The following is a 25,427-nucleotide window of genomic DNA, read 5'->3' as shown; positions in this document are numbered from 1 at the left end:
CTGTTCCTCAATGGGTTGAACGAGGTTTCAGTCTAGAGTGGTTTTTTCTGCGGATAAGCGCACTAATAGGCAACCTTTGGTTTTCAAATGGAAACAATCCATGAGCGAAATGGATGATCTGGCGGCGTTTGCGGTGTTGATCGAGGCGGGCAGCTTTACCCTGGCGGCGCAGCAACTGGGATGCAGCAAGGGCCAGTTGTCCAAGCGCATCAGTCAGCTGGAAGCGCAGTTTTCCGTGGTGCTGCTGCAACGCACGACGCGCCGCCTGAGCCTGACTGCCGCCGGCGCCGCTTTGCTGCCACAGGCGCAGGCGCTGGTCGTCCAGGTGGAACGCGCGCGGCAGGCATTGGCGCGCTTGAAGGACGACATGGCCGGGCCGGTGCGGATGACCGTTCCGGTGTCGCTGGGGGAGACGTTTTTCGATGGCTTGCTGCTGGAATTCTCGCAAAAGTATCCCGAAGTGCAGATCGAGCTGGAGCTGAACAACAGCTATCGCGACCTGTCCCGGGATGGCTTCGATCTGGCGATTCGCACCGAGGTGGCCAATGATGAACGGCTGGTGGCCAAGCCACTGCTGGCGTGGCAGGAAATGACCTGCGCCAGCCCGGCCTATGTTGAGCAGTTCGGCGAGCCGCTGACCCCGCAGGAACTGGGCGAGCACCGTTGCCTGCTCAACAGCCACTACAGTGGCCGCGAGGAATGGCTGTATCACCAGCAGCATGAATTGCTCCGGGTACGGGTGTCGGGGCCGTTCGCCAGCAACCATTACAACCTGCTGAAAAAGGCTGCGCTGGCCGGCGCCGGTATCGCGCGGTTGCCGTCCTATCTGCTGCAGACGGAATTGGCTGACGGTCGATTACGCTGGCTGCTGCGGGATTTTCAGACGCGGCGGATGCCGATGTATCTGGTGCATCCCTATCAGGGCGGGTTGCCCAGACGCACGCAGGTGCTGGCGGACTATCTGATTGGCTGGTTCAAGCGCAGCGGCGAGGCGCTGGATCGGCTGTCGCATTGACCACGATGCCCGGGATATCCGTGATACCCGTGATATCCGTGATATCCGTGATATCCGTGATATCCGTGATATCCGTGATACCCGTGATATCCATGTAGGAGCTGCCGAAGGCTGCGATCTTTTGATCTTCAAAATCAAAAGATCGCAGCCTTCGGCAGCTCCTACAGAGACATCAGGGACATCAGGGACATCAGAAATATCAGCGGTTGCAGTACCTGGCGATCAGGTGATCGATCGACAATCTCCCCGGTCCGGTCGCCATCAGGTACAGCAACACCGCCGCCCAGGTGCCATGGGTCGGGTAGGCATCGGGATAGACGAACACCTCGATGACCAGCGTCATGCCCAGCAGCGCCAGCGCCGAAAACCTCGTGGCGAAGCCGATCAGGATCAGCACCGGGAAGAAGTGCTCGGCAAACGCCGCCATGTGTGCAGCGACTTCCGGTGCCAGCAACGGCACGTGGTACTCGCTCTGGAACAACGGAATCGTCGAGTCCGCCAAACGTGGCCAGCCGAGTTGCAAGGTGCCGTCGATCAAGTCGATGGCCAGCCCCTCGACCTTGGTCTGCCCGGACTTCCAGAACACCGCGGCAATCGAGAATCGGGCGATGAAGGCGATCAGGCTGTGGGGGATTTTTTCCATGAGCCCGATGGCGCGGGTGATGAGGTTGTTCATGGCGATACCTTGTCGTTCAAGTCGGTGATGGCGTTGTGGCCGATCAGCAGGGCCAGGGTCTGCGGCAGATCGAAGGGCGGACTGTCTTGCGCCGCGTCCAGCAGCGCTCGCTGATTGAGCAGATGGCGGATGAACACGCTGGCGCCGTGATCCAGGGCGAAGACCTCGACCTCCAGACCGTTGCGCAGCACCAGTGCGTGTTGCCCTTGATGAATGTCGATGCCAGCCAGCGTCGCGTCTCCTTGGTGCGCCGCCCAGATCGAGACCACCGCGTAGGCCGAATCGAGCAGGTGCAGTGAGGGATGCAGGGCGATCTTCAGTTCGGCCAGCGTTTGCGGGTCGGCCAGTGCCGCGCTGATCTGTTGCGCACTGACCGCCGCCGCATCGGCAGCGTGATAGGCGCGGGTACGCAGGCGTTCGAGCCGTGCGATGTCGGCCAGATAAGGGACGCCGGCCGCCGGTTCGAAGGCGCCAACGAAATCCGCCAGCCCGTCGCCGTAACGACTCATCAACGGACCGTGCGGCGGCTGCTGCTGGATGAAAAGGCCGGCCATGGCGCGGAAAAATTCCTCGCCGACCAACTGCTGCACCACCGGATAACTGTCGGCCAGCGCGTTGATCAACGAGCCTTGCACGTTGTTGCGATACACCGCAAAACGGCTGGCCGGATCCGCGCCGTTGGCACTGCACAAACCGTCCGGGCAGGGCAGGCGAATGTCGAGCAGGGCGGCGGCGAACTCGGCTTGCGCGCTCATGACTGACCCCCTGCACGCCGCAACAAACCTTCGGCCTGCTGCGCCTCGTTCAGCAGCACGTTGAACGCCGGGACCTGATTGTCCCGTTCGATCAATGTCGCCACCGGGCCGATGCGCTCCAGCGCTTGCCGATACAACGCCCAGACCTCGTCATCAATCGGCGCGCCGTGATCGTCGATCAGCAAACGGTCGCCGAGGCTGTCGGCATCTTCGGCGAACCCGGCCAGATGAATCTCACCGACCGCGTGCAATGGCAGGGCGTCGAGGTACGCCAGTGGATCGCGCTGATGATTGATGCACGACACGTAGACGTTGTTGACGTCGAGCAGCAGGCCGCAACCGCTGCGGCGGATGACCTCGGCGATGAACTGCGGTTCGTCGATGGTCGAGCGCTCGAAGCCGAGATAGGTCGCCGGATTTTCCAGCAGCATCGGACGCTTTAGGCTGTTCTGCACCTGGTCGATATGGTCGCAGACGCGGTTCAACGTCGGTGTGTCATACGCCAGCGGCAGCAGGTCATTGAGGAACACCGGGCCGTGGCTCGACCAGGCCAGGTGTTCGGAAAAGGATTGCGGCTGATAACGCTCGATCAGCGTTTTCAGGCGTTGCAGGTGCTGAATGTCCAGTGGCCCTTCGGCCCCGATCGACAGCCCGACGCCGTGCAGCGACAGCGGATACTGCTCGCGGATCAACCCGAGAAAATGATGAAACGGACCGCCGTCGACCATGTAGTTTTCGGCGTGGACTTCAAAGAAGCCGATGTCCGGCTGGGTGCCGAGCACTTCACGACAGTGCCCGGTCTTGAGCCCCAGCCCGGCACGGGGCGGGAGCCCGCAGAGGGCTGCCCGAGTGCGCGGTGGGACAGGTTCGTGAGTGGTGAACATGAGCGTCACTCGGGCAGGCGGTGGATCAGGACTTGGCTTTGTAGGCTTCCATCTGACCGAAACCGGTCGGCGAGGTCTTGCTCTCGGTGGTGGCGCAGGTGCCTTTCGGTACGAACTTCCACGAGTTCGCCTGGTAGTCCATCTTCGCCGTGCCGGCACACGTAGTGCCTGCGCCCGCGGCGCAATCGTTGTGACCCTTCATGGCCACGCCGAAGCATTTTTCCATGTTGCTGTTGTCGGCGGCGTTGGCGCTGGAAACGGCAGTCATGCTCAGGGCGGAACCAAGAGCCAGAACCAGGGCAGCGGCGGACAGGGAGCGAGTGGTAGCAGTCATGATGTTTCTCCAGATTTGAGCTTGGGTTTTACAAGCGAAGTGCGCTTGCTTACCCCACTAGAGAAACGACATGGCGATGCGTTACAGCGCAGTGCAAATTTTTCAGAAAAATCTTCGAACACGGCAATCCACTGGGAGCGGGCTTGCTCGCGAATGCGGTGCGTCATCAAACATCAATGGCGTCTGACACTACGCCTTCGCGAGCAAGCCCGCTCCCACAGTGGATTGTGTTCACTCTCGCCTGTTCTATAGTCATTTCAACGGCCAACTCTGACAGGCCGATTTACCAGGACGGTATCTTATGACGAAGGATCGCTCAGACTCTGCTGCGCTATCGCGCAAGGCTTCATCGTTTGCTCTGGCTTGCACGCTACCCCTGTTGTTTTCCACAGTTAGCGCTCAGACGCAAACCGACCCGCTGGACACGCTCAAGCGCATCAACCACAACTACAACACCCTCAAGGACGCTTGCCAGGAACCCGATACCGGTGCTGCGCGCGGGCTGTATTATTGCAGCGGCGTGACCTTGCGCATGGTCAATGACGGGCCGTTCAATCCGTGGGATTACAGCCCCTACGCGATCAAGATCGGCGCCACTTCCTACTCGTGGATTCGCAAGGATCTGAGCACGCGGATTCTGATTCACCCGGCCGGCTTTATCCTGCGCACACCCACCGATGCGGCGGCGCTGAAGCTGCCGGTCAAGGAGCAGGGCTTTACCTGCATCTATGCCTTCGATGGCGGCACCGGGCCGGAGCGCAAGTGGTATGGCTGCGGTTTCTTCGACAGCCGCGAACCGCCGCGCGCAGCCCAAGGCACGCTGAACAATCGCAATGCCGCACTGGCTTATGGCACTTGCGCGGAGGCCGGTGTAACCACCGCCGAGCAGTGGACGCAGAAATACACCGGGCTGATGAAGGGGCCGATCCAGTACGGCCAATGTTCGTGGAACGCGGAAAAACCCAGCGACTGGCACGCGATGATCCGCGTGCACGAGTCGCGGCCGAACACCACCAACAAGGATCCTTTTGCCTTCAGTGCCCAGGTCAACGAGTTCATGTTGAAGAACGCTACCGCGACCAACGATGGCAGCGAAAACATGAAGTACATCGATGCCTTCATCTACAACGTCAACAGCACGCAGAACTTCGCCACCCGCGGTGATCAGGCGCCGCCGAAACCGGAGAACGGCCTGAACAGCGCGCGCAATTTCCAGAAAAAACTTCAGGCTCAGGGCTACAGCGTGCCGATCCTGCGCCTGGATTTCACCAAGCCTGCAGAGCAGCGCTTCAGCTATGTCGCCGCCGATCAGGCGATCGACCTGGGCGTGGCCGGTGGCACTGCGCCGCCGGTGGTTGCGCCGAGTCCGAAATACATCGCTTCGGCCGACTGGATCAGACGTTACGACCCCGGCACCCGCAAGGAAGAATGGAGCCTGAGCATCGTGCCCACGGCGGCCGGCCGCGCCTTGTCCGGTGCGCAGGTCGGGGCCATGTACGATCAGTTGTTCGCACTTAAAGGCGCCGACAGCAACTGGCGTGACAACGAGAAATCCGCCGGCAGCATGCGTCAGCAACTGAACTGCGTGCTGGTCAATTACCGCAACAAGACGCCATGGAATCTGGAGCCGTTCAGGCCGGCGTTGTCGGACAGCGAGACTCGCGCCGCGGGTTGCAACCCGGTCCCGCGTTGAGTGTGTGTTGGCTAATCAAGGAGATGCAAGCCATGAACAAACGTCTGAACAGGATCGCGCCGTTGCTCGTGTTGCCGCTGTTGGTGCATGCGGCGTGGGCCAGTGCCGAGTCATGCGACGAGACGCTGCGCAAGGTTGAAAAACTCTACAACAACACGGTCGACAGTTGCGGGCAGGACCCCGCCTCGGACTGCTCGGGATTGCTGGTGCGCGGCACGCACCGCGCCGATCCGGCCAAGGGGCAAAAATGGGACGTGTGGAATCCCAGCCCGAAAGCCGTGGAGCTGGGCACGTTTGCCGCCTCGTTCATGCGCGCCGACGGCATCAGTTATGAAGATCCCGGCATGAGTACGCAGAACGGCTATTTGATTACGCCGAGGGACCTGGTGAAAGACCCCGAGACGCCGGTGCATGTCTATTGCGCGTTTCCCAACGATGCCTGGACCGATTTTCGCAACGACCGTGGCTGTGGCGACAACAAGAACACCGCCCCGACCGAGGCGGTCTGCCAGGCCATGAAACCACCGATAACCACGCCGAATGCCTGGGTGGCGCACTTCACCCAGTACAACAACAATCGCCAGCAGGATCAGTTGCAGTGCGGCTTCAACATGCGCAATCCGATGAGCAGCAAGGAACGGGTCGACGCCTTTCGCAATTTCATGGGCGCGCGCAAGGTCATCAACAGCCGCGAGTTTCAGACCCAGACCGAGCTGCGCCTGGGCAACCCGAAAACCGATGAATTGCCGATTCTGGCGTTCTTCTACAGCGATCAGCGCGGCTTGAATGATGCCTTGGCCAATCAAAAGGATTACAAGGCCAAGACCGGCAAGGACCGCAACATCATCAAGATCGACTTCCCGAAAACCCCGGTGGCCAAGGCCACATTCTCATGCATCCAGACCTCGACGCCGGCACAACCAAAATTCTGCGACAAGTACATCGAGTCCAGCACCTGGGTGCAGCGTCCAGACCCGAAACTGGGGCCGAACACATGGTCGCTCTCGGTGGTGCCGACTGCGTGCGGTCGGGCGATCAAGGACGACCAGACCGACCGGATGTTTGCCGAGCTGTACAACAAGCACAAGGACGATCCGCAATGGCGCCAGTACAGCGTCAATGGCGGGTCATTGCGGCGGCAGATGGTTTGCCATCTGGCGGCTACCTACGAGGGCAAGCCTGTGAGGAACAAGCCCGAGTGGAACCTTGAACCGGCCCGGCCTTATGTCGATCAGGCGACAGCGGTGGCGCAGCACTGCAATCCGTACTGACGGCACTGCCCTTGTAGGAGCTGCCGCAGGCTGCGATCTTTTGATCTTGTGTCTAAAAGGCAAAGTCAAAAGATCGCAGCCTGCGGCAGCTCCTACAGGTGGGATGTGTGAGGCACAAAAAAACGGCCCGAAGGCCGTTTTTTTTTGTTCAGCGAAACGCCTCAACCGCCGAGGTACGCCTCGCGTACTTTCGGGTCGGTCAGCAGCGCTTCACCGGTGCCTTGCATCACCACGCGGCCGTTCTCCAGAACGTACGCACGGTCGGCGATTTTCAGCGCCTGGTTGGCGTTCTGTTCGACCAGGAATACCGTTACACCGTCCTTGCGCAGCTGTTCGATGATGTCGAAGATCTGCTGGATGATGATCGGTGCCAGGCCCAGCGACGGCTCGTCGAGCAGCAGCAGTTTCGGCTTGCTCATCAGCGCACGGCCGATGGCGAGCATCTGCTGTTCGCCGCCGGACATGGTGCCGCCGCGCTGGTTGAAGCGTTCTTTCAGGCGCGGGAACAGGCCCAGGACCTTGTCCATCTGCTCCTGATAGTCGCCCTTGTCGGTGAAGAAACCGCCCATCGACAGGTTTTCTTCAACAGTCAGACGGGCGAACACCCGACGACCTTCCGGCACTACGGCGATGCTCTTGCGCATGATCTGCGACGAGTCCTGGCCGACCAGTTCCTCACCCATGTAGCGGATGCTGCCGCTGTGCGCCTGCGGCGAACCGCAAAGCGTCATCAGCAGCGTGGACTTGCCGGCTCCGTTGGCGCCGATCAGGGTCACGATCTCGCCCTGACGGACTTCGACGTTGACGCTGTGCAGGGCCTGGATCTTGCCGTAGAAGGTGGAAACGTTTTCGAACTGCAGCATTTACGCTTCCCCCAGGTAGGCTTTGATCACTTCAGGATTGTCGCGGATCTGATCCGGCGTGCCGTCGGCCAGAGGCGTGCCCTGGTTGATCACGACGATATGGTCGGAAATGCTCATGACCAGTTTCATGTCGTGTTCGATCAACAGCACGGTGACGTTGTGCTCTTCACGCAGCACGCTGATCAGCGCCTTGAGGTCTTCGGTTTCCTTCGGGTTCAGGCCGGCGGCCGGTTCGTCGAGCATGAGGATCCGCGGACGGGTCATCATGCAGCGGGCGATTTCCAGGCGTCGTTGCTGGCCGTAGGCCAGGGTGCCGGCGGTACGGTTGGCGAACTCTTTCAGGTTGACCTTTTCCAGCCAGTACTCGGCATATTCCATGGCCTCGCGTTCGCTCTTGCGGAACGCCGGGGTCTTGAACAGGCCGGCCAGAAAGTTGGTGTTCAGGTGACGGTGCTGGGCGATCAACAGATTCTCGACCGCCGTCATGTCCTTGAACAAACGCACGTTCTGGAAGGTGCGCACCACGCCCTTGAGGGCGATCTTGTGCCCCGGCAGGCCCTGGATCGGCTCGCCGTCCAGCAGGATGCTGCCGCCCGACGGTTGGTAGAAACCGGTCAGGCAGTTGAACACGGTGGTCTTGCCCGCGCCGTTCGGCCCGATCAGCGCCACCACTTGTTTTTCCTTGACGGTCAGGGCCACGCCATTGACCGCCAGCAAGCCGCCGAAGCGCATGCTCAGGTTTTCGACCTTAAGAATCTCGCGGCTCATTTTCGCAACTCCATGTGTGGGCGTTGCATCGGCAGCAGACCTTGTGGACGCCAGATCATCATCAACACCATCAGCGCACCGAACATCAGCATCCGGTATTCGCTGAACTCACGCATCATTTCCGGCAACAGGATCATCACCACGGCCGCGAGAATCACGCCCAGTTGCGAGCCCATGCCACCCAGTACAACGATGGCGAGAATGATCGCCGACTCGATGAAGGTGAACGACTCCGGTGTGACCAGACCCTGACGGGCAGCGAAGAAGCTCCCGGCGAAACCGGCGAAGCTCGCACCCAGGGTGAACGCCGACAGCTTGATGATCGTCGGATTCAGACCCAGTGCACGGCAGGCGATTTCATCTTCACGCAGCGCTTCCCACGCACGGCCGATCGGCATGCGCAGCAGGCGGTTGATGATGAACAGCGCTGCCAGCGCCAGCAACAGGGCCACCAGGTAGAGGAAGATCACCTTGTTGATCGAGTTGTATTCGAGGCCGAAATATTCGTGGAAGGTTTGCATGCCTTCCGCTGCTTTACGTTCGAAGGTCAGGCCGAAGAACGTCGGTTTCTCGATGTTGCTGATGCCGTTCGGGCCACCAGTGATGTCGGTCAGGTTACGCAGGAACAGGCGGATGATCTCACCGAAACCGAGGGTCACGATCGCCAGATAGTCACCGCGCAGACGCAGCACCGGGAAGCCCAGCAGGAAGCCGAACGTCGCCGCCATCAGGCCGGCAATCGGCAGGCAGATCCAGAAGCTCAGGCCGTAGTAGTGCGACAGCAGCGCGTAGCTGTAGGCGCCGACGGCATAGAACCCGACGTAACCCAGGTCAAGCAGACCGGCCAGACCGACGACGATGTTCAGACCGAGGCCGAGCATCACGTAGATCAGGATCAGCGTGGCAATGTCCACCGCGCCACGGGAGCCGAAGAACGGCCACACCAGTGCACCGAGGATCAGCGCAATGATGATGTAGCGTTGCGTGGTCGGCAGGGTCAGGAAGTTGCTGGCCTTGGCCGGGATCAACGGCAGGCCCGGCGAGGATTTCCACGCCTTGCTGATCTGCTGGTTGAACAGCACGCGCAGGAACATCAGCACCGAGCACACGGCGATGGTCGCCAGAATGGCCGGGCTGGTGCCGTGCACTTCAAGGTTGATGCCGACGATGGTCAGTTTCAGACCGAGTACCGGATACGCAACCGCCCAAACCAAGAGCGCACTGAAGAGTGCTTGCTTAAGATTTTTAGTCATACCTTCTCAACCTCCGGACGGCCCAGAATGCCGGTCGGACGGAACAACAGCACCAGAACCAACAAGCCGAAAGCCACGACGTCCTTGTACTGGTCGCCGAAGATATCGGCGCCAAAGGCTTCCGCCACCCCGAGCACCAGCCCGCCGAGCATCGCGCCGGGGATGCTGCCGATCCCGCCGAGTACCGCAGCGGTGAAGGCCTTGAGGCCGACGAGGAATCCGGCGTTCGGGTTGATCACGCCGTACTGCATGCTCAGCAGCACGGCGGCGACGGCTGCCAGCGCAGCACCGATGACGAAGGTCAGGGCGATGATGTTGTTGGTGTTGATGCCCAGCAGGTTGGCCATCTTGATGTCTTCGGCGCAGGCGCGGCAGGCGCGACCCAGGCGAGAGCGGGAGATGAACAGCGTGAGGCCGAGCATGGCGACCAGGGTCACCACGAACACCACGATTTGCATGTAGGAAATCAGCACTTCATGTGCGCCACCTGGCCCGATGGAGATGTTGCCGGGGATCAGGTTGGGGATGGATTTGTCCTTGGAGTCTTGCGCGAGCAGAACCGTGTTCTGCAGGAAGATCGACATACCGATCGCGGAAATCAGCGGGATCAGACGGTTGCTGCCGCGCAGGGGGCGGTAGGCGATCCGTTCGATGCTGTAACCGTAGGAACTGGTGACGACGATGCTTGCGATAAACGCGGCGGTCATCAACAGCGGGACGTTGTCGATTCCCATCATGGCCAGCCCGGCGATGGCGATGAACGCCACGTAGGAGCCGATCATGTACACCTCGCCGTGGGCGAAGTTGATCATTCCAATGATGCCGTAAACCATCGTATAGCCGATGGCAATCAGGGCATACGTGCTGCCAATGGTCAGGCCATTAACCAGCTGCTGGAAGAAGTGATAGATGTCAGGCATTACAACGCTCCTAAAAACCTGATACGCATTTCACTGGTGGAGTCATTTTCCCGCCCGGCCCCGTGGATCTATATCCACTTCGAATCCGGGTTTTGCCAGCGAACCGCTGATGACGGTTTTGAGATTTTCAGGTGGGGAGACTGGCGGATCACGCCAGCGCGGCCCATACATTCGTAAAACAAAGCCCACGGCACGCCGTGGGCTTTATTGGCAGTCAGTCAGGGCGCGCCTTACTGAGGCGACACTTCAGTTTTTGGTTTGCCGAAGTGCCACTCGTAAACCACAAATTTGAAGTCCTTCAGGTCGCCCTTGGCGTCGAAGCTCAGGTCGCCGGTCGGGGTTTTGAAGGAGCCTGCGTGAATGGCAGCGGCCACTTTGGCCGGGTCTTCGGATTTGGCTGCGGTGATACCGCCGGCAATCACTTCAACCGCCGAGTAGGAAGGGAACACGAACGGGCCGCTCGGGTCTTCTTTCTTGGCCTTGAAGGCATCAGCCAGGGCGACGTTGGCCGGATCCTGGTCGAAGGATTTCGGCAGGGTCACCAGCAGGCCTTCGGAGGACTCTTTGGCGATCTGCGAAATGGAGTCGTTACCCACGCCTTCCGGACCCATGAACTTGGCTTTCAGGCCTTTTTCCTGGGCTTGACGCAGGATCAGACCCAGCTCCGGGTGGTAGCCGCCGTAGTAGACGAAGTCGACGTTGGCTTGCTTGAGCTTGGCGATGATCGAGGAGAAGTCCTTGTCGCCGGCGTTGATGCCTTCGAATACCGCGACCTTGACGTTCTTGCTTTCGAGGGTTTTCTTCACCGCGGTAGCGATGCCTTCACCGTATTGCTGCTTGTCGTGCAGTACGGCAACGATTTTCGGCTTCACGTGGTCGGCGATGTAGTTACCGGCGGCAGGGCCCTGGGCGCTGTCCAGGCCGATGGTGCGGAAGACCATTTTGTAACCACGGGCGGTGATGTCCGGGCTGGTGGCAGCCGGGGTGATCATCACGACGCCTTCGTCTTCGTAGATGTCCGAAGCAGGCTGAGTGGAGCTGGAGCACAGGTGACCGACCACGAACTTGACGCCATCGTTGACGACCTTGTTCGCGACCGCTACGGCTTGTTTCGGATCGCAGGCATCGTCGTATTCAACGGCTTCGAGTTTCTTGCCGTCGACGCCGCCCTTGGCGTTGATCTGCTCGATGGCCATTTTCGCGCCACTGAACTGCATGTCGCCGTATTGGGCTACAGGACCGGTCTTAGGGCCGGCGATACCGATCTTGATGGTGTCAGCGGCGAACGAATGGCTGGCAACCCCGGCCAGAACCATAGCGGCAAACAGTTTGGAAATCTGCTTAGTAGCCTTAGTCATAGTGCTCCACTCTTACTGTTGTAATTTTTTTGAGTTCTGGCGCCGTAGCAGCAGAACCGGGTCAGATATCTTTGCGATACCCTCCGGAAATGCCCCCGGCAACTGTACCGGTACAGTGTAGAGCGCCGATTGTTGGCCTGGGAAGCTGGCGCCGGGGGGCAAAACTTGTGGGTGTCGCATTTTTGAATGAAAAAGACAGAATTGCGGCGGGGCTTTCGCGGGCATATATCCCAATCAGCAGCATTCCCTGGCGTTCCTGCTCTTTTCGTTCGGTAAAGCCTTTTGCAACCGGGTTTTTCTGCCGGACCACCGACGTTATCATTCGCGCCGATTTCTTTTCCGGACAGTCCCATGAATCAAGAACCTAGCACCCTCTATGCCAAGCTGCTTGGTGAAACCGCATCTATTACCTGGAAAGAGCTGGAGCCGTTCTTCGCCAAGGGTGCCCTATTGTGGGTCGACCCGGCTCTGGATTTGATCGCTGCCGCCGAGGCCGTGGCCTCGGACGATGGCGAGAAAGTCGCCGCCTGGCTGGCCGAAGACAAACTCGCCAAGCTGTCTGAAACGCGGGCGCTGGATATTTTTGAGCGTGATCCAGAGATGTGGGCGGTGGTGGTACGGCCGTGGATTCTGGTCCAGGAAAGGGCGCAGGTCTGAAGGGGTGCACCTTTGTAGTGCGTGCTGTCATTCGCGAAAAGTGTGTAGCCGAGTAGCGTGATGGCACGTTGCCGTAGAGAAATGCCACAAGCGTGGGTGGCCTCACGGTGACGTAAACGTAACGGGAACAGTTTAGTAAGCAGCCTAACGGCTGCTTAATTGTTTCTGGATGTTGGAAGGACTGAGATTTTCGGGAATTTGAGGGCCCCATCGCTGGCAAGCCAGCTCCCACAGGTTTTGTGGTGTTCACAATTAGTTGTGTTCACGCAGACCCTGTGGGAGCTGGCTTGCCAGCGATTGGGGCGACTCGGTCTGACATTAGGCCGAGTAAGTCTTCCCGGTATGGTTATTCAAGGAAATAACCTTGGTCTTGCCGATCCGGTGACGGTAGATCTCGCGCAGGTACTTGATTGCTTTCTTCACGCAATCGCGTGACAGGCGAATGTCGTTGATCGAGACAAATTTGTCCTTGTCGTTGATCAACTCGCGGTACTTCTTCTCGTACATCGGCTTGATCGCGTACCAGTTGGTGTCGAGGATCTTCGCCGGGTTTTCGAACTCGTTGAGCAGATCGTCGATACGGTCTTCGTCGAAGTCTTCGTTGATGATGAAGTCGAGGATCGAGTTGTCCAGGGTCTCGTCGAAGCGGTACGGGGTCTTGGCGAAGCAGCGCTTGATGAACGCCACGATCAGGGTCAGGAAGTCGTCCGACAGGCACGGGCTCTTGGCGATCAGGGTGGTCAGCGACAGGTTGGCCGAGGCGCCGATCACCAGCGCATAGCGCTTGAGCGTGGTGTTGGGGAACAGGCTGTTGAGGTGGGTCTTCAACCGGTTCAGGTCCATGTACGACAGCTTGTAGTCTTTCGGCAGCGAGACGATCGAGACCACCGACGAGCAGTTCTTGAAGAAGTGCAGGTCGTGCAGCGCGGCGGCGTCGTAGCCGGAGTTCTTGTATTGCTCCAGCGAAGCACGATAACGCTTGGATTCGATTGGCAGCAGGCTGATGCCTTCGATCGCCTGAGTGACTTTGTTGAAGTGCGGCAGGTCGATCGAGCGGAAGAACAGATCGTCGATGTTCAGGCGCTGCGGCTCTTTGTCGAACACCTTGAACTTGTCGCTGCTCGGCGGCGGGGTTTCCGGTACCACCGATTCGGCGTAGGCAATCGCCACCGGGCCGGCCAGACTCATGAACAGGTCGTTGGCATCGAGGCGAATGGTTTCGCCGATGTCGATGCCGGCGCGACGGAAGTAATTCTGGTCGTAGTCGGTGGTCACCGCCTGCGCCGTCAGAATGTTGAAGATCTGCTGCGAGATGTACTGGTTGGCGTGCTTCTCCATCGCATTGACATCAATGTTCTGGATGTTGCCGTCATCGCTCTCTTCGGCGTAGCCCATGACGCTGGCTTCGCTGCTGTCTTCATTGGCGAAGTTGTAGGAGAAATCCCATTCTTCCGAGAGGTATTTGCACAGCAGGCGTCCGGCGTTGATGTGCAGCGCCTCGGACATTTCACTGCGGTGATCGGAGATGTTCGGCAGCACGCAGATGCCGCTGGTGAAGATCGGCTCGAACACGAACGAATGCCCGCTCTTGCCGTCATGCTCGTCCATCGGCTTGGTGTCGAACGTCTTGTTCATGTACGAGTGCTGCTGGGCCAGACCGAACTCCGAGGCCATGCCCGAACCGGTACCGCCGCCGGCACTGAAGATCGAGAAGTACAGGCGCGACTGGTTGGCCTTGATGCCGCAGCTGTCGATCAGGTACGAGTGGATCATTTTCCAGTCAGGGCTGGAGAAACGCTGGGTGTCCTTGTTGAGGATGATCTTCGCCAGATACTGGCCGAGGATCGGCGCGTTACCGGCGCCACCGGCGTGGACTTCGGACAAGTCCATGATCTTCATTTTGCTGTAATCGCGCAGGAAGCCGCTTTTCTCGCCCTTGCGCGAGAAACGGATGCGCCCGGCAATGTCTTTGTCGAGGTCGCCGAGCATCACCAGCGGTTCGACGAGGAACACCGGTTTGCTCGACTTGTTCGGACCGATCCGCAGGTTTTGCTTGATCCACTGCGCCGGGCTGTAGCCCTTGTCGGCCAAACGGCGGTCAGTGGCGCGGTCTTCGTTGTTGAATTCGTTGAGGTAGAACTTGCGCGCGTTGTACACCAGCTCCGCGACGTCGAGGGCGATGTTCGAGCCGCAGCGACCGAGGCCGATCAGGCACACCGAGGGGAATTCCTGGTCGTTGTGCTGTTCGTTGTCGCCTTCCAGGTGCGGTGGGCGCGGGAACACCAGATCACGCAGACCGTCGAGGTTGTCGAGGATGCGGTCAGTGTTGGTTTCGGTGTAGTACAGGTATTGGTGAGTGCCCAGCGGACGCGAAGGAGGCAATGGCTTCATCGGAGCCGGGCTGTTCGCCGCAGGGCTCAGGGTCAGATCGGATACCGCGGTGGCCGGATTGTTTTTAGAAGTCATTGTGCGCCATATACCTGGACAGGGTTGGCTCGGCGACCGTTGTCATCGAGCCTCACGGAAAGAGGATCTCGCGTCTTTGACTGCGCGTATTTGGCCCGGGCGTCAGGGTCTTGGCCTGATCGTCGCGCGGGGGAATCCTTTCCTGATCGTTCATGAATCGGCCATTATTCAGTGATCTTTAATCAAAAAGAGGCGAAATGATGTCAACGCTACCTTCGTTGGGCTTTGCCGGAATCGGCCTGATGGGCTTGCCGATGTGCCGTCGCCTGCTGGCCGCGGGTTACCCGCTGACCGTGTGGAACCGCAACCCGGCCAAGTGCGCGCCACTGGTCGAGGCCGGCGCCCGGCAGGTAGCGAGCCCCGCAGAACTGTGCGAACACGCGGACGTGGTGATGCTCTGTCTGGCTGATACGGCGGTGGTGCGCGAGGTGGTGTTTGGCGCCGAGGGTGTGGCTGAAGGCGCGAAAAACGGCCAGTTGCTGGTGGACTTTTCCAGCCTCGAACCGACCGCGACTCGCGAGATGGCGGCTGAGTTGGCAGACAAAACCGGGATGGGCTGGCTCGACTCACCGGTGTCCGGCGGTGTGGTCGGTGCCGAGGCCGGCAGTCTGGCGATCATGGTCGGCGGTGCAGCGGCGGATCTGGAGCGGGTGCGCCCGGTACTGCTCAGCCTCGGTCAGCGGGTCACGCACATGGGCGGCATCGGCGCCGGGCAAGTGACCAAGGCTTGCAATCAGATGATCGTTGCCTGCAATGCACTGGTGATTGCCGAAGTGGTGGCGCTGGCCGAACAGGCCGGAGTCGATGCGAGCCTGATCGCCGAGGCGCTGGCCGGTGGTTTTGCCGATTCGAAACCGTTGCAGATCCTCGCCCCGCAAATGGCCGAGAGCCGATTCGAACCGGTCAAATGGCACGTGCGCACGCTGCTCAAGGACCTCGATACCGCAGTGAAATTCTCTCGCGAACAAGGCTCGGCCACGCCGATCAGCGGATTGGCCGCACAACTGATGCGCCTGCATGGGGCGCAAGGATTTTTGCAGAAGGATCCAGCGACACTGGTACAAATGTACCGCGCGCCAGACTCAACGGATTGACTGCGTGCGAGTGTTTGCGCTGATTGATTTCCTCCAGCACCGGGCGTAATTCGTCCAGCGGCACCGGGCGGCTCAGCAGGTAGCCCTGAATGAAGTCGCAGCCCGAGCGCTCGAGGAATTCATACTGCTCCAGGCTTTCCACGCCTTCGGTCACCACCTGCAAATGCAGGGTGTGGGCCATGACGATGATCGCCTGGACGATCTCCATGTCGGCGGTTGCCTTGGGGATGTCGAGGATGAAAGAGCGGTCGATCTTCAGCGTGTTCAGCGGCAGGCGCTTGAGGTAGGCCAGCGATGAATAACCGGTGCCGAAGTCGTCGATCGACAGCGACACCCCGAGGGCGCGGATCTGCCGCAGCAGCACCAGGGTATTGGCGATGTTGCCCATCAGCGCGTTTTCGGTGACTTCCAGTTCCAGCCGTTCCGGCGCGACGCCGGCGGTGCGCAGCGCACTTTCGATTTCATCGGCCAGCTCTTCCCGGGCAAGGTTGAGCGGCGAGCAGTTCCAGGCGATTTTCAGTTCGTCGCAGCCGTGGCGCGTCAGTTCGCCAAGATCGGTGCAGGCCCGGCGCAGCACCCAGTTATCCAGCTCGGCGATCAGGCCGTTGGTTTCGGCAATCGCGATGAAACGATCCGGGGCCAGCAGGCCATGCACCGGGTGCTGCCAGCGAATCAGCGCTTCGAGCTTGGTCACCCGCCCGGTTTTCAGTTCGAAAATCGGCTGGTAGTAGAGCATCAGCCCGTTGTCTTCGCGCAGGGCGTGGCGCAACTCTTCTTCCAGTTGCAGTTCGAGACTGGCGCGGGTCTTCATGTTGGAACTGAAAAAATGCAGGCCGTTACGCCCGGCGCCCTTGGATTGATAGAGCGCCAGATCCGCGTGCTTGAGCAGTTCTTCGCAGGTGGTGCCGTCGTCGGGGAACAGGCTGATGCCGATGCTGGTGGTCATCACCATGCGCCTTCCGGCCAGCTCGATCGGCTCCTTCATTTTCTGCATGATGCGCTGCGCCATGCTGCGTGCTTCCTCACGGTCACGCAGGCCGATCAGGATGCAGAACTCGTCACCGCCGAAGCGCGCGACCACGTCTTCATGGCTGCGCACCGAGCCTTTGATGTGATTGGCGATGACTTTGAGCAGGGCGTCACCGGCGTCGTGGCCGAGGCTGTCGTTGATGCGCTTGAAGTGGTCGATGTCGAGAAACATCACCGCGAGCATGCCGCCCTCGCTGGTCTTCTGGCTGAGTTTCTCGGCGAAGATCTGGTTGAAACCGCGGCGGTTGATCAGGTTGGTCAGGGCGTCGTAGTTGGCCACTTGCTGCAGTGACATCCGCGCCTGATCGAGCTGGCCGAGCAGGGCGTTGACCCGGCGCAGGTCGTGCTCCTTGTTCTGCAGTTTCTTGTCGGCGAGTGCCGCGCTGATCGCGCTGCCGAGAATCAGCAGGATGATCAGTGCAACCGTCAGGCCCAATTGCAGATGGCTGGATTCTTTTGGCAGGGTCAGTGCGGTGCCTTCGGGCAACACCAGATGCAACGCGGCCATGCCGGTGAAGTGCATGCTGATGATACCGGCGCCGAGGATCACCGCAGCGGTGTACTTGAGCAATTGATGAAAACGCCCCGTGCCTTCCCGCAGATAACCGGCCACCCACAACGCGGCGAAGCTGGCGCCGATGGCAATCACGATCGACAGGCAGAACAACAGCGGCTGGTAATAGGCGCTGGCCACCGAGTGCATGGCTGCCATGCCGACGTAATGCATGCCGGCAATCCCCAGGCCGATGACGATCGCGGTTTTCAGGTAATGCACCAGGCTCGGCTGTGGGTCACTCAAGGTGTGCATTGCCAGCCACGAGGCGAGCAGGGCGATCAGCAGGGAGAACAGGGTGATCGCCAAGTCATATTGGACTTCGATCGGCGCCTGGAATGCGAGCATGGCGATGAAATGCATGGCCCAGATGCCACCGGCCAGGCACGAGGCGCCGATCCAGCGCCACACCCGCTGCGAGCCCGGGTCTTCGGCGTGGCCGACTCGCTCGGCCATGTCGAGGGTGGCAAAACTCGCGGCGCAGGCGACCAGATAGGCCACCAGCACCAGCAAGGGATTGTGTGTGCAATCGAGAATGACCTGCCCGCTCTCCGGCAGCTCGGTAACAAACTGCAAACCAAGCCACTCCATAGCATCCCCATCTCTGAAGTCGTCCCTGCTGCGTCAGCAACGCAGGCGAATGAGAGGAGTATAGAGGCGGTTTTTGCCATGCAAGCGGTAGTGGCACATTGGCGCCAACGATTTCGGCATGAGTTCAATAGCGATTGGCACTAAGCGTCAGGCGCTCTGCTCGTAAGGGATCAGATTCCAGTCCGGTTCGAGCGGCGGCAAGCCGAACCGCGCGCGCGCCTTGTCGCAATCGACATTCTGTTCGCCGTATTCCCAGGAAGCATCGAATTCGCGGCAGGGACTGGAGCGTTGCTCATAAATCGAGCACTGCACGTTACTGCCCACCTCACCAACCAGCGCCGTACAGCGCGGCGATTTGCAGTCGGTGCCGTTCATCGCCACCCGGCTGGGGCTGATCTGCGTTACCAGTTCATCGGGCACTGTGCCGCCGGAGGAGGCGCATTCACCCCAGAAAAAAGACACGCGAAAATGGGAACAGCAGGCACCGCAATTCAGACACGGACTGACTTCGGACATGGGGAGGGCATCAAAGGGGTTGGTCGGCGAATCCGGACGGATCCGGCGGCTATTCTAGGCTTCGCCAAGAACTTGGGAAGGGGGGCGCGAAAGTATTTATTTGTGGCAGGATTTTGCTGCAAAACCCCCGGTTTACCGGGGATTGCCGAGTTATCAAGGGCTTACGTTTCTTTACAGTGCCATGGCCCGTCATCAGGCTGACGAATGATCACAGACAGCCCCGGCCCGCCTGTCTAGATTGCAGGTTCCGGGCTCGGATGCGTCGGCAGTGAAGCCCTCATAACAATAAAGAGACGGACCCATGCAGAACTCGACCCAAGCGGCGAATGCCTGGCGCATTCTGTTCCTGTTGTTCCTTGCCAACCTGTTCAATTTCTTCGACCGCACCATTCCGGCGATCATCATCGAGCCGATCCGCATGGAATGGCACCTCAGCGACTTTCAACTGGGGATCGTCGGCACCGCGTTCACCCTGGTTTATGCGATCGCCGGCCTGCCGTTGGGGCGCATGGCCGATACCGGTTCGCGCAGCAAACTGATGGGCTGGGGCCTGGCGACCTGGAGTGCGTTGACGGCGGTCAACGGTCTGGTCGGCAGTTTCTGGAGTTTCCTGCTGGTGCGCATGGGCATCGGCATTGGCGAGGCCAGTTACGCGCCGGCCGCCAACTCGCTGATCGGTGATCTGTTCCCGGCGCACCGTCGGGCGCGGGCCATGGGCATTTTCATGCTCGGCCTGCCGTTGGGTCTGCTGCTGGCGTTCTTCACCATCGGCGCGATGGTCAAGGCGTTCGACAGCTGGCGCGCGCCGTTCTTTATCGCGGCAGTGCCGGGGCTGATCCTTGCGGTGTTCATGTTCTTCATCAAGGAACCGAAGCGCGGTGCGGCGGAAACCGTGCAGGTCTCGCAGGAAAGGGTCGACAAGCCGATCCGTCGGGTGCTCGCGGTACCGACCTTCCTCTGGCTGGTGCTGGCGGGCCTGTGTTTCAACTTTGCCACCTATGCCTGCAACTCGTTCATGGTGCCGATGCTGCAGCGCTATTTCCTGATGCCTCTGCACGATGCGGCGGTGGCGACCGGGGTGATTGTCGGCATCACCGGGTTGATCGGGCTGACCCTGGGCGGCTGGATCGCTGACAAGATTCATCAGCGAGTTGCCAACGGACGGCTACTGTTTGCCGGGTTCAGCCTGATCGTCTCAACGGTGTGCACGGTGTGGGCGCTGTATGTCGGGCGTGTCGAGATCGGGGTGTTCGTCGCGCTGTTCAGCGTCGGCTGGCTGTTTGCCTATAACTTCTATACCTGCGTATACACGGCGATTCAGGACGTGGTCGAGCCGCGCCTGCGGGCCACGGCGATGGCGCTGTTCTTTGCCGGGCTGTACCTTCTTGGCGGCGGCTTGGGGCCGGTGGTGGTGGGCGGTTTGTCGGATCACTTCGCCAAGTCGGCGATGATTTCGGCGGGGGCTGAGCAGATGACCGAGGCGTTCAAGGCTGTCGGCCTGCATGATGCGATGTATCTGATTCCGGTGGCGCTGTTTTTCACCATGGTGTTTCTGTTTCTGGCGGCGCGGTGTTTTGTCCGGGATGCGCAGCGGATGAAGGAGGGGTTGGTGGCAGTGGTTGAGCCTGATGTTTCTGTGGCGACGGCATGATTGCTATCGCTGGCAAGCCAGCTCCCACAGTGACCGAGTCATACGCATAATTTGTAAACACTCCAAACCCTGTGGGAGCTGGCTTGCCAGCGATAGGGCCATCAGCATCAGCCGATAAATACCAGACAAACAAGAAGGCCCGCATCACTGCGGGCCTTCTTGTTTTCAGCGCTAGAGCAGGGCGGTTTAACCCGCCACCAACACCCGGATCGCTTCCAGACGCAGCGCCGCTTTATCCAGCATCGCCAGACCCAGTTCACGCTGCTTGCGCAACGCATCCAGTTCGCTGTCGCGCACGGTCGGGTTGACCGCTTGCAACGCGGTCAGGCGCGCCAGTTCTTCTTCGGTATCGGCCGCCAGACGACGACGGGCCTCGGCCACGCGTTCGGCGTGACGCGGGGCAATCTTGTCTTCACCAGCGTTGATCCGTGGCGTCAGCTGATCGCGCTGGGCCTGGATGAACTTGTTGGCGCTGGCACGTGGCACGCTTTCCAGTTGATCGTTCAAGGTTTCGAACGAGACGCGGGCCGACAGATCGTTGCCGTTGGCGTCGAGCAGGCAGCGCAGGGCGGCCGGCGGCAGGTAGCGGCCCAGTTGCAGCGAGCGCGGGGCAACCACTTCGCTGACGTAGAGCAGTTCCAGCAGCACAGTGCCTGGCTTCAGCGCCTTGTTCTTGATCAGTGCGACGGCGGTGTTGCCCATCGAACCGGACAGCACCAGGTCCATGCCGCCTTGCACCATCGGGTGTTCCCAGGTGATGAACTGCATGTCTTCGCGCGACAGCGCCTGGTTGCGGTCGTAAGTGATGGACACGCCTTCGTCGTCGCCCAGCGGGAAGCTGGCGTCGAGCATCTTCTCGCTCGGTTTGAGGATCAGGGCGTTTTCCGAGTGGTCTTCGCTGTCGATGCCGAACGCGTCGAACAGGGTTTCCATGTAGATCGGCAGGGCGAACTGGTCGTCTTGCTCAAGGATGTCTTCGACCAGTTGATCGCCTTCGCCCGAACCGCCGGAGTTGAGTTCCAGCAGACGGTCGCGACCGGTGTGCAGCTCTTGTTCCAGACGCTCGCGCTCGGCGCGGGCTTCGTCGATCAGCGCTTGCCACTCGCCGTCATCAGCTTCTTCAAGCAGCGGCAGCAGGCGCGGGCCGAACTGATGCTGCAAGGCGTTGCCGGTCGGGCAGGTGTTGAGGAACGCGTTCAGCGCTTCGTGGTACCACTGGAACAGGCGCTCTTGCGGACTGGTTTCCAGGTACGGCACGTGCAGTTCGATGATGTGCTTCTGGCCGATCCGGTCGAGACGCCCGATACGCTGCTCGAGCAGGTCCGGGTGCGACGGCAGATCGAACAGCACCAGGTGGTGGGCGAACTGGAAGTTGCGACCCTCACTGCCGATTTCCGAGCAGATCAGCACCTGCGCGCCGAACTCTTCGTCGGCGAAGTAGGCGGCGGCGCGGTCACGCTCGAGAATGTTCATGCCTTCGTGGAACACCGTGGCCGGAATGCCGGAACGTACGCGCAGCGCGTCTTCCAGGTCCATCGCGGTTTCGGCGTGGGCGCAGATCACCAGCACTTTGGTGCGCTTGAGCATCTTCAGCTGATCGATCAGCCACTCGACACGCGGGTCGAATTTCCACCAGCGCTCTTCTTCGCTGGCGTCCGGCTGGGCCTGGAAGCTGACTTCCGGGTACAGCTCGGCGTGATCGCCCAGCGGCAGTTCGAGGTATTCGTCCGGGCATGGCAGCGGGTACGGGTGCAGTTTGCGCTCCGGGAAACCCTGCACCGCGGCGCGGGTGTTACGGAACAGCACGCGGCCGGTGCCGTGGCGGTCGAGCAGTTCGCGCACCAGGCGGGCGCTGGCTTCGGTATCGCCATCGTTGACCGCGGTCAACAGGGCTTCGCCTTCGTTGCCGAGGAAACCGTGGATGGTCTTGTGTGCAGCAGGCGACAGGCGCCCCTTGTCGAGCAGTTCCTGAACGGCTTCGGCCACCGGGCGATAGTTCTCGCTCTCGGCGCGGAACGCAGCCAGGTCATGGAAACGGTTCGGGTCGAGCAGGCGCAGACGGGCGAAGTGGCTGTCCTGACCGAGCTGTTCCGGGGTCGCGGTGAGCAGCAGCACGCCGGGAATCACTTCAGCCAGTTGTTCGACCAGCGAATACTCAGGGCTGGCCTTGTCTTCGTGCCATACCAGGTGGTGGGCTTCGTCGACCACCATCAGGTCCCAGCCAGCGGCGAACAAGGCGTCCTGCGCCTTCTCGTCTTCGACCAGCCACTCCAGGGCAACCAATGCCAGCTGGGTGTCTTCGAACGGGTTGGTGGCATCGCTTTCGATGAAGCGTTCTTCGTCGAACAGCGCAACCTGCAGGTTGAAGCGGCGGCGCATTTCCACCAGCCACTGGTGCTGCAGGTTTTCCGGCACCAGGATCAGCACGCGGTTGGCGCGGCCCGAGAGCAGTTGGCGATGGATCACCAAACCGGCCTCGATGGTTTTCCCCAGACCCACTTCGTCGGCCAGCAGAACCCGTGGCGCGATGCGGTCGGCGACTTCGCGAGCGATGTGCAGTTGGTGCGCGATCGGTTGCGCACGCACGCCGCCCAGGCCCCAGAGCGAGGACTGCAACTGGCGGCTGGTGTGTTCCAGAGTGTTGTAGCGCAGGGAGAACCACGACAGCGGGTCGATCTGCCCGGCGAACAGACGGTCGCTGGCCAGACGGAACTGAATGAAGTTCGACAGCTGGGTTTCCGGCAGGGTGACGGCTTCGTTCTGCCCGTTCAGACCGTGATAGACCATCAGCCCGTCGACGTCGTCGACTTCGCGCACGGTCATCTTCCAGCCTTCGAAGTGAGTAATGGTGTCACCCGGCGAGAACCGCACGCGGGTGAGGGGCGCATTCCGTAGCGCGTACTGGCGGGTTTCGCCAGTGGCCGGGTAAAGCACGGTCAACAAGCGGCCGTCCTGTGCCAGAACGGTGCCTAAACCAAGCTCTGCTTCGCTGTCACTGATCCAGCGTTGCCCCGGTTGATACTGCTGCGCCATGCTGCCTGACTCCCACCTTGAAAAAGCGGGCTATCTTAACGGAATGCCGGCCTCCAGACCAAAGGTTTACGAGTGTAGGAGCTGCCGAAGGCTGCGATCTTTTGATCTTCGGGAACGCTTGCGTTCTACGGTGTTCCATTAAAGATCGCAGCCTGCGGCAGCTCCTACAGGTGCCAAGTGCGTCACAGATTTGCGACGGATGGCTCAAGGCGCCTTTGCCGCAGCCGATAGCCTGCTGACAGGAGACCCTTCATATGCTGCCACCGATGCTCCCCCTGAGCGCTGTGCCGATCACTTCCCAGCAGGATCCGATTCGCCAGCGGCCGGACATTCCTCCGGTGGTGCCGGTGCAGGAAAGCTCCAACGAAAGCACAATCGACCTGCAAAAACGTGACCCGGAAGAGGATCGACTACTGGCGCGCGAAGAACAGCGGCGCCAGCAGGAACGTGATCGTCGCCGTCGCGAAGCCGACGAAGACCCGGAAGAGCATCTGGCCGTGCCCGGTACCGAGCTGAATGCCGATAACACCGTGCCGGTGGTGCCGCTGATGGAAGATCAGCCGCGTCAGGGCCTGTGGGTCGATATCGAGATTTAAGGCCGGACATTTACACGGGTTGTTGTGGAGTGCTGGCGTCAGGCTGCATGATTGGCGCAGTCCTGCCTTTGATGCGGCAGTTGTGATTCTTTCAAGTGATGCACCCGCCATGAGCCAAGACGACAAACTGATCGACCTCAGCACCGAACGCGCCAAGCGTGTGCATGACCTCAATGAGAAACGCCTGAACGAAGTGCGCAAGGCCTTCGAGCAAGCAATGCCGCTGGGAAAAGCCAAGAAAAAGTCGAAAAACAAGCCGAAAAAGCGTTGATCTCCCCCCTGCATCCTTTGATGCAGGTCAGTTATTTTCCCGCCTTTGCCTTCTGTGTTGTCCGGACTTGATCCTGGTCAATTTCTGCGCCTGCGTGATTGGTTAACTTAGCTCCATCGCAGCAAAGCAGGGGCCAGGAGGCCACAGTCATGTTTTTCGATAACGTGGTGTTTGCCGGGGTTCTTACTGTAGGTCTCATGGTTCTGTTTTTTGCAGGGTTTGGATTTTTTATCTGGAAGGATGCGAATAAGCGCAAGAAGTAGGTCTTTCCGGGTTTGATGAGCACGCAAGGCATTTTGGGCGACTTCGGTTGCCCTTTTTTTTTGTGTTCTTGGCGGTTTTTGGGCCGGCCGTGTGCTTGGGGTTCTGGGTGTATATCCGTTTCTGCGGGGTGGCTGATTAGGGTTCCGCCCTTACGGCGGGTCACTTTTGGCAAACGCCCCAAAAGTAACCAAAAGGTCTGTGCCCTGACGTTCGGCCCTCGCCTAGGCTCGGGTTCCTTCGCTCCGGGATCATCCGGGGGGCAGCGCCTACGGTTTGCTTCGCTGCACCTCCTCTCGCTGTGTTTGGCTGCGCCAAACGGTCGCTACGCTCCCACCCCCGGATAAACCCCTCCACTCAGCCTGCCGACGGGCCCTCAGATCAAAATCAAAAGCGGTACTCGAGCTAACGCTCATTGTGTTGAGTGGGGCGGCTTCGCCGCATGGGGGGTACGCTCTCTGAATTGTAGGAGCCAGCCTGCTGGCGATGGCGGCCTGACAGCCGACCAATCTCATACTGAATACACCCAATCCCATGTAGGAACTGCCGAAGGCTGTGATCTTTTGATCTGGATCTTGTAGTAGCCAGCCTGCTCGCGAAGGCGGCCTGCCACCCGACCAATCTCATATTGAATACACCCAATCCCATGTAGGAACTGGCTGTGATCTTTTGATCTGCTTTGGCTTTGGTTTTTGATCTTCAGCCCCTTCGGCAGGCCGAGCGAAGGTGTCCATCAGGGGGTAGGCGCGCAGCGCCATGCGGCGGAGCCGCATACATCGAGAGGAGGTGCAGCGAAGCAAACCGTAGGCGATGCCCCCTGATGGACACCGTAGCGAGGGAACACTGAGCCCCAGCGAAGTGCCGTACGCCGGGGCAAAGCCTTTTGGGTTACCTTTTCGGCGTTTGGAAAAGGTGACTC

23 protein-coding genes are annotated in these 25,427 nt (G+C 60.2%); 9 read left to right on the top strand and 14 right to left on the bottom strand.

Annotation, left to right across the window (positions count from 1 at the left end; all coding sequences use genetic code 11):
- The first annotated feature begins 100 nt into the window (after window positions 1-100).
- Window positions 101-1,015 carry a LysR family transcriptional regulator gene (locus ACIOUG_RS05640; protein WP_401063205.1) on the top strand — a complete coding sequence of 305 codons (915 nt, stop codon included), beginning with the start codon at window positions 101-103 and terminating at the stop codon, window positions 1,013-1,015.
- A 199-nt stretch (window positions 1,016-1,214) separates the two neighbouring features.
- Here ACIOUG_RS05640 and ACIOUG_RS05635 read toward each other — a convergent pair whose 3' ends face one another.
- Genes ACIOUG_RS05635 through ACIOUG_RS05620 form a run of 4 tightly spaced genes read right to left on the bottom strand, consistent with a single transcriptional unit; the run spans window position 1,215 to window position 3,664 of the window.
- The gene (locus tag ACIOUG_RS05635) at window positions 1,215-1,691 is read right to left on the bottom strand and encodes a DoxX family protein (protein WP_401063202.1); all 477 of its coding nucleotides are present in this window, start codon (window positions 1,689-1,691) and stop codon (window positions 1,215-1,217) included.
- Window positions 1,688-2,446, bottom strand: coding sequence for a putative DNA-binding domain-containing protein (locus ACIOUG_RS05630; RefSeq protein WP_401063200.1), 759 nt, complete (start codon window positions 2,444-2,446; stop codon window positions 1,688-1,690). The genes ACIOUG_RS05635 and ACIOUG_RS05630 overlap by 4 nt, the downstream gene beginning before the upstream one ends.
- Complete coding sequence (locus tag ACIOUG_RS05625) at window positions 2,443-3,330, bottom strand: DUF692 domain-containing protein (protein ID WP_401063197.1); 888 nt, start codon at window positions 3,328-3,330, stop codon at window positions 2,443-2,445. Before ACIOUG_RS05625 ends, ACIOUG_RS05630 begins: the two co-directional genes overlap by 4 nt.
- Before the next feature lie 25 nt (window positions 3,331-3,355).
- Window positions 3,356-3,664, bottom strand: coding sequence for a DUF2282 domain-containing protein (locus ACIOUG_RS05620; protein WP_401063194.1), 309 nt, complete (start codon window positions 3,662-3,664; stop codon window positions 3,356-3,358).
- Window positions 3,665-4,043: 379 nt separating this feature from the next.
- On the opposite strand from ACIOUG_RS05620, the gene ACIOUG_RS05615 reads away from it, so the two are divergent.
- Both ACIOUG_RS05615 and ACIOUG_RS05610 read left to right on the top strand, forming a co-directional pair.
- The gene (locus ACIOUG_RS05615; protein ID WP_401063192.1) at window positions 4,044-5,357 is read left to right on the top strand and encodes a DUF2599 domain-containing protein; all 1,314 of its coding nucleotides are present in this window, start codon (window positions 4,044-4,046) and stop codon (window positions 5,355-5,357) included.
- A 32-nt stretch (window positions 5,358-5,389) separates the two neighbouring features.
- Window positions 5,390-6,628 carry a DUF2599 domain-containing protein gene (locus tag ACIOUG_RS05610; RefSeq protein ID WP_401063189.1) on the top strand — a complete coding sequence of 413 codons (1,239 nt, stop codon included), beginning with the start codon at window positions 5,390-5,392 and terminating at the stop codon, window positions 6,626-6,628.
- Window positions 6,629-6,789: 161 nt separating this feature from the next.
- On the opposite strand, the gene ACIOUG_RS05605 is transcribed toward ACIOUG_RS05610, so the two are convergent.
- The 6 genes from ACIOUG_RS05605 to ACIOUG_RS05580 form a co-directional block, all read right to left on the bottom strand.
- Complete coding sequence (locus tag ACIOUG_RS05605; protein ID WP_003222380.1) at window positions 6,790-7,491, bottom strand: ABC transporter ATP-binding protein; 702 nt, start codon at window positions 7,489-7,491, stop codon at window positions 6,790-6,792.
- The gene (gene livG / locus ACIOUG_RS05600) at window positions 7,492-8,259 is read right to left on the bottom strand and encodes a high-affinity branched-chain amino acid ABC transporter ATP-binding protein LivG (protein ID WP_003222381.1); all 768 of its coding nucleotides are present in this window, start codon (window positions 8,257-8,259) and stop codon (window positions 7,492-7,494) included.
- Window positions 8,256-9,512: a high-affinity branched-chain amino acid ABC transporter permease LivM gene (locus ACIOUG_RS05595; RefSeq protein WP_096797533.1), complete on the bottom strand. Its 1,257-nt coding sequence runs from the start codon at window positions 9,510-9,512 to the stop codon at window positions 8,256-8,258. Before ACIOUG_RS05595 ends, livG begins: the two co-directional genes overlap by 4 nt.
- Window positions 9,509-10,432 (bottom strand): high-affinity branched-chain amino acid ABC transporter permease LivH, encoded by a 924-nt coding sequence (gene livH, locus ACIOUG_RS05590; RefSeq protein WP_003222384.1) that lies wholly within the window; start codon window positions 10,430-10,432, stop codon window positions 9,509-9,511. The genes ACIOUG_RS05595 and livH overlap by 4 nt, the downstream gene beginning before the upstream one ends.
- A gap of 230 nt (window positions 10,433-10,662) precedes the next feature.
- Entirely contained in the window at window positions 10,663-11,790 is a 1,128-nt protein-coding gene (locus ACIOUG_RS05585; protein WP_401063184.1) for a branched-chain amino acid ABC transporter substrate-binding protein, read from the bottom strand.
- Between the two features lie 61 nt (window positions 11,791-11,851).
- Window positions 11,852-12,112: a hypothetical protein gene (locus ACIOUG_RS05580; protein WP_401063182.1), complete on the bottom strand. Its 261-nt coding sequence runs from the start codon at window positions 12,110-12,112 to the stop codon at window positions 11,852-11,854.
- A 29-nt stretch (window positions 12,113-12,141) separates the two neighbouring features.
- On the opposite strand from ACIOUG_RS05580, the gene ACIOUG_RS05575 reads away from it, so the two are divergent.
- On the top strand, window positions 12,142-12,447 hold the full coding sequence (locus tag ACIOUG_RS05575; protein ID WP_103520440.1) for a DUF2288 domain-containing protein: 306 nt from the start codon (window positions 12,142-12,144) through the stop codon (window positions 12,445-12,447).
- A 318-nt stretch (window positions 12,448-12,765) separates the two neighbouring features.
- On the opposite strand, the gene ACIOUG_RS05570 is transcribed toward ACIOUG_RS05575, so the two are convergent.
- Window positions 12,766-14,913 carry a hypothetical protein gene (locus tag ACIOUG_RS05570; protein WP_401063180.1) on the bottom strand — a complete coding sequence of 716 codons (2,148 nt, stop codon included), beginning with the start codon at window positions 14,911-14,913 and terminating at the stop codon, window positions 12,766-12,768.
- Between the two features lie 197 nt (window positions 14,914-15,110).
- On the opposite strand from ACIOUG_RS05570, the gene ACIOUG_RS05565 reads away from it, so the two are divergent.
- The gene (locus tag ACIOUG_RS05565) at window positions 15,111-16,007 is read left to right on the top strand and encodes an NAD(P)-dependent oxidoreductase (protein ID WP_401063177.1); all 897 of its coding nucleotides are present in this window, start codon (window positions 15,111-15,113) and stop codon (window positions 16,005-16,007) included.
- Here the strand turns inward: ACIOUG_RS05565 and ACIOUG_RS05560 are convergent.
- Entirely contained in the window at window positions 15,898-18,180 is a 2,283-nt protein-coding gene (locus ACIOUG_RS05560) for a putative bifunctional diguanylate cyclase/phosphodiesterase (RefSeq protein ID WP_401063175.1), read from the bottom strand. The genes ACIOUG_RS05565 and ACIOUG_RS05560 overlap by 110 nt on opposite strands.
- A 147-nt stretch (window positions 18,181-18,327) precedes the next feature.
- Window positions 18,328-18,696: a YkgJ family cysteine cluster protein gene (locus ACIOUG_RS05555; protein ID WP_401063174.1), complete on the bottom strand. Its 369-nt coding sequence runs from the start codon at window positions 18,694-18,696 to the stop codon at window positions 18,328-18,330.
- Window positions 18,697-18,997: 301 nt separating this feature from the next.
- Between ACIOUG_RS05555 and ACIOUG_RS05550 the strand changes: the two genes are divergently transcribed.
- On the top strand, window positions 18,998-20,347 hold the full coding sequence (locus ACIOUG_RS05550; protein ID WP_401063172.1) for a spinster family MFS transporter: 1,350 nt from the start codon (window positions 18,998-19,000) through the stop codon (window positions 20,345-20,347).
- 186 nt (window positions 20,348-20,533) lie between these two features.
- On the opposite strand, the gene rapA is transcribed toward ACIOUG_RS05550, so the two are convergent.
- A complete protein-coding gene (rapA, locus tag ACIOUG_RS05545; RefSeq protein ID WP_401063170.1) occupies window positions 20,534-23,380 on the bottom strand; it encodes an RNA polymerase-associated protein RapA in 2,847 nt (948 codons plus the stop codon).
- 254 nt (window positions 23,381-23,634) lie between these two features.
- Between rapA and ACIOUG_RS05540 the strand changes: the two genes are divergently transcribed.
- The 3 genes from ACIOUG_RS05540 to ccoM all read left to right on the top strand — a co-directional run bounded on the left by ACIOUG_RS05540 (window position 23,635) and on the right by ccoM (window position 24,510).
- Window positions 23,635-23,976: a hypothetical protein gene (locus tag ACIOUG_RS05540; RefSeq protein WP_003222394.1), complete on the top strand. Its 342-nt coding sequence runs from the start codon at window positions 23,635-23,637 to the stop codon at window positions 23,974-23,976.
- A 109-nt stretch (window positions 23,977-24,085) separates the two neighbouring features.
- Window positions 24,086-24,247, top strand: coding sequence for a hypothetical protein (locus tag ACIOUG_RS05535; RefSeq protein WP_177327516.1), 162 nt, complete (start codon window positions 24,086-24,088; stop codon window positions 24,245-24,247).
- Between the two features lie 149 nt (window positions 24,248-24,396).
- On the top strand, window positions 24,397-24,510 hold the full coding sequence (gene ccoM / locus ACIOUG_RS05530) for a cytochrome c oxidase subunit CcoM (protein ID WP_003222396.1): 114 nt from the start codon (window positions 24,397-24,399) through the stop codon (window positions 24,508-24,510).
- Window positions 24,511-25,427: the final 917 nt, after the last annotated feature.

Origin of the sequence: Pseudomonas sp. NPDC087803, assembly GCF_044742995.1 — a bacterium.
Taxonomy (GTDB): Bacteria; Pseudomonadota; Gammaproteobacteria; order Pseudomonadales; family Pseudomonadaceae; genus Aquipseudomonas.
Note: the sequence above shows the minus strand (reverse complement) of the source record. Positions and strands in the feature narration are given on the sequence as shown.